The organism is Methylophaga sp. UBA2689 (assembly GCA_002354555.1).
Classification (GTDB): domain Bacteria; phylum Pseudomonadota; class Gammaproteobacteria; order Nitrosococcales; family Methylophagaceae; genus Methylophaga.
Genome location: DELT01000037.1, coordinates 1 through 4,450 on the forward strand (window position 1 = coordinate 1; position 4,450 = coordinate 4,450).

Genomic DNA, 4,450 nt, shown 5'->3' on the forward strand with positions numbered 1-4,450 from the left:
GATTTACTGGTATCAAAAATGGCACGACCTTTAATCACCAACTTTTGATCGGCTAATGCGCCACTTTTACCGACGGCGTCATAACTGGAATTCAAATTATCCAGTAACTGCAGATCCAGAGATTTTGCGGCATCAAAACGGGCAATTTCACCAGTAACGGGCAAAGTGCTACCAGTCGCCTGACGATAGCGTGCGGCCAGTTGTCGCGTTTCATGCATTAATTTATCGATGGAATATAAATCCATTTTCTCTCTGACCGCCGTTATTCACATTGATGCATTATACATGGCAAAAAAAAACGGTCTGCCTGCTTTCGCAGACAAACCGTAAATTTTGTCGAGGCTGTGAATAACCTACAAGTGTAAGACCACAGCTAATGCAAAAAATTCAATTAAGATTTTTTCGCATCCAATTCTTTCTGATAATACTTATGAACCAGCTTATCCTGATTTTCCAGCAGATAATCGATGCTTGGTTCATGATTCATCGCTTTCTCGATAGCACGAGTTGTAGCACGACGATGTACATCAAATAACGCTTCGTGATCCAGGTTTTCAACGCCAGTAATACCAGGGTTTAACCAGACAGAAACGATGATGCCTAAATCATTGGCTTTTTCTTTAGGGATAGTGCCGTTACGTACAGCATCTAAAACACCATTAGCAATTGCACCTTGAACCGTACCCATCAGAATATTGGTATAGGCGGTGTTTTTAACGGTCACTTTACTGACCATAATTGTCGCAGGACGAACCTGAACATCGGTATTCATCAACGCTAATACGCGCGAGTGACCTTTAACCTGATCACCCATTAAGTTGGCAAATGCGGTTCCTACTGGTCCATCCAGTTCGCCGATAACAACTTCTGGTTCCGCGGCAGTTAATGGTGGGCCATCAGCGATCAGTGCTTCACCTGTTCGCATTACAATTCTTTCACTCATAAGCTATTGCTCCTTGAATTGGTACTAAGAAAACAATCCATTATCCCGGTCTAAACCTGATGTCGCAACCTTATAACCCTTTATGAGTACATAGATGCAGAGTAAACTGCACTGATTTGAGCATGGATTCAGCATGGCCGATATTGCAACACCCTACGATCGCATTGGCGGTGAACCAGCCGTTCGCAAACTTTGTCATACCTTTTACAAAATTATGTGTGAGACGCCGCAAACCGAAGTAATCCGGGGCTTACATCCGCAAAACATTCAAATCAGCGAAGATAAACTCTTTATGTTTTTGAGCGGATGGCTGGGCGGCCCCTCACTATATATAGAAAAGTATGGGCACCCACGATTAAGAGCCAGACATCTCCCCTTTTCGATTGGCATTGAAGAGCGTGATCAATGGTTGTATTGCATGGCTCAAGCCCTGAAAACCATGGATCTGGATCCATTGTTTGCTGAACAATTAATGAGTTCTTTTGCCCAGACCGCAGATTTTATGCGTAATCGACAGGAAACGGAGTAAACATGCATATTGGCGCGGTCATAATTGGCGATGAAATCCTCAGCGGTAAACGTCAGGACAAGCATTTCAATCAATTGCAAATCATGCTGGCCAAACGCGGTCTTGAACTAAGCTGGACCTTGATTGTTGGCGATGATCCACAACAACTTGAACGGGCTTTGCGTTACAGCATGAGCAGTGAAGATCTGGTGTTCAGCTTCGGTGGAATCGGTGCGACACCCGATGACAGAACACGTCAAACTGTTGCCAAAATTGCCGATGTGCCATTAATCCCTCACCCCGAAGCAACTGCTGAAATCGAAGCGCGGTTTGGCGAAGATGCTTATCCCAATCGTATATTGATGGGCTACCTTCCAGAAGGATCTAAAATAATCCCTAATACAATCAACCGTATACCAGGGTTTTCTTATGCAAATCATCACTTCACACCGGGCTTTCCGGAAATGGCCTGGCCGATGGTGGAATGGGTTTTAGATAACCTGTATGCGCATTTAAAAAATCAGCGTCCAGCTACTGAGCAGACTATTTTCGTCCAACGTGGACGTGAATCGGATTTGTTGCCGGTAATGAACCAGATCGTTAACGATTATCCGCAACTGAAATTATCCAGTCTGCCTCATCTGGGTGATCCACCTCATATCGAATTCAGTTTGCGTGGTGATCTGGATCAGGTTGAACAAGCCATGCAATTGATTAAACAGGCTGTGGATCAGGCCGGTTTTATCTGGTCCGATCAGTTAATCCAGTAAAACCAAACCGGTAGGCTCGCCATGCAGAGCACGGTCGTTAATGTCACTGCTGCCGCGTAGAGCGATGTATCCAAACCGTAGCGTTCACAAATCACAATCCCAAATACCATCGTCGGCATGGCAGCCGATAAAATTACCGTGGTCATAATATCGGTCGGCAAACTCAGAACCTGAGTCACCAGCCAAACACCCGCTGGCGCCATAAATAAGGTAATTGCTGCCACTGGTAGTAATAGTGGTAATAGGTTCAATCGCAGACTTTGCCAGCGAATGCTCATTCCCAGTGCTATCAGCATTAACGGAACTACGCCACCGGAAAGCGTTTGCAATGCAGAATGAATAAAATCAGGGCGTTCTACATTGAGCAGGTTTAATAGCACTGCAATGGTCACTGCCCATAATGGCGGTATTTTTATCAGGCTTTTTAATGGATGTGAGGACTGATCGTGGCTGCCATAATATCCCGCCATTAACATGCCCACGGTCATCAGTATTGGTGTACAGGCAAATAAATCGTATTGCAGGATAATCGCATTCGACCAGCTGCCAAGCACCTGATCCAATACTGGCAAGCCAAGATAGGTGACGTTGGGAAAAGTTGCCGCCAGGATCAACGCGCCCTTTTGAGCATTAGTCACCGGAATCACTTTTAATACCAGCCATATAGAAAGAGCTGCTGTCGCCAGACCACTCATTGCCAACAGCGATATCTTCATTGAAGTGATATCAAGCGGCGCTTGCCAGATCACATCAATCACCATGGCCGGCAACAGAATATAAAACACCAGATCGGTCAGAGCCCGGCGATGTGCCAAAGCCGGAATGTGCCTGGGGGCCAAGGCCTGCCATAGCGCACCACAGGCAATTAACACGGCCATTTGCGCCAAAACCATAAACATCGGAAGACTACCTTGAATGGAGGACAGGTGATCGTATCAATCGGTCACTGAAAACAAAAGCCAAAAATCTATTGTTTTGCCCAATAACACTGGATTTAGCTTGCCTGACGGCAGATGCACAGGTAATGTTAGCCCGATTACTGGATGATGCAGTAAAACAGCTGTCTCATGCTGACTCCAGCCTGATGATACCTTTCATAATGAGGTTGTTTCTTATGTCTTTATCAAAACAATTACTTATCTTGCTTACACTGATTTTTCTGATTGTGTTCTCAGTAAATTTTGTCATGAGCATGGACAATATCCGTAGTTATCTGCAGGGCGAATCGGAAGTACATGTACAGGACACCGCAACCTCACTTGGTTTATCACTCAGCCCCCATATGGCTGATGAGACTGATCCGATTTTACGGACCATGATGAACGCAATTTTTGATACTGGTTATTACAAGGAAATGCGTTTACTGGATGTGGATGGCAATGAATTGGTTCGGCTGACCAATCCCGATGAAGTTCGTGGTGTACCCAGCTGGCTGATCCGGTTTTTCCCCATCGAAACCGTCACTGCTGTCAGTGAAATCAGCACCGGCTGGAATATTGCTGGCACCCTGCAAGTCACCAGTAATCCTGGTTATGGTTACCTCAAGCTATACGAACAATTTAAATCTACACTCAAATTTTCATTGTTAATTCTGCTAGGCGCGATTTTGCTATTGTTGGTGGTGCTGAGAATGACCTTACGTCCGTTAAAAGCTATAACAGAACAGGCAAACGATATTTCTGCAGGTAAATTTACCGTTATTGAAAATTTACCCTGGACCAGAGAAGTACGTTCAGTCGCCAAATCCATGAACAGTATGTCAACCAAAATTGGCAAAACCATTCATCACCTGAATTTGCGACTTGATAAACTCAATGACAATTTGAATCGTGATCCACTAACAAACTTATTAAATCAGCAAACTTTCAATGTTGATATAAAGCAGGCACTCTCCATTGGCGAATTCGGCCATGTTATCTACATCAAATTCGATGACTTGAGTGCAGTAGTGAAAAATCAGGGCAAAAATGCAGTTGACGCGTTATTGAAGGATTTTGCCAGTCAGTTGCAACAATTACCCTTTGCCAATGTGCGCAGCTATCGTTGGTACGGATCAGAATTTGCTGTTCTGACAACCGATAGCAATATGCAAGACATCACCCGGATTGCCGAACAGATTCAGGCTCTGGCCAGCGAACTGGGTCAACAATATGAGCATAGCGACTTACTGCATATGGGGATTGTTTCTTACGAACGTAGCAGTGAGGTTGAGCGACTCATGCCAGCATT

5 protein-coding genes and 1 pseudogene are annotated in these 4,450 nt (G+C 44.8%); 3 read left to right on the forward strand and 3 right to left on the reverse strand.

Annotated elements, in window-relative coordinates:
* Both B3M51_RS03870 and fae read right to left on the reverse strand, forming a co-directional pair.
* Positions 1-245, reverse strand: a pseudogene (locus B3M51_RS03870) (hypothetical protein); the annotation flags it as partial.
* 146 nt (positions 246-391) lie between these two features.
* The gene (gene fae, locus B3M51_RS03875) at positions 392-943 is read right to left on the reverse strand and encodes a formaldehyde-activating enzyme (RefSeq protein ID WP_014707124.1); all 552 of its coding nucleotides are present in this window, start codon (positions 941-943) and stop codon (positions 392-394) included.
* 133 nt (positions 944-1,076) lie between these two features.
* On the opposite strand from fae, the gene B3M51_RS03880 reads away from it, so the two are divergent.
* Positions 1,077-1,472: a group II truncated hemoglobin gene (locus tag B3M51_RS03880; protein ID WP_292756960.1), complete on the forward strand. Its 396-nt coding sequence runs from the start codon at positions 1,077-1,079 to the stop codon at positions 1,470-1,472.
* Positions 1,473-1,474: 2 nt separating this feature from the next.
* Entirely contained in the window at positions 1,475-2,221 is a 747-nt protein-coding gene (locus B3M51_RS03885) for a competence/damage-inducible protein A (protein ID WP_292481799.1), read from the forward strand.
* Here B3M51_RS03885 and B3M51_RS03890 read toward each other — a convergent pair.
* Entirely contained in the window at positions 2,206-3,120 is a 915-nt protein-coding gene (locus B3M51_RS03890) for an AEC family transporter (protein WP_292756962.1), read from the reverse strand. The two genes, B3M51_RS03885 and B3M51_RS03890, sit on opposite strands and share 16 nt — an antisense overlap.
* 215 nt (positions 3,121-3,335) lie before the next feature.
* Here B3M51_RS03890 and B3M51_RS03895 point away from each other — a divergent pair.
* Positions 3,336-4,450, forward strand: a 1,115-nt coding sequence (locus tag B3M51_RS03895; RefSeq protein WP_292756964.1) for a LapD/MoxY N-terminal periplasmic domain-containing protein, incomplete at its 3' end; no start/stop codon positions are given.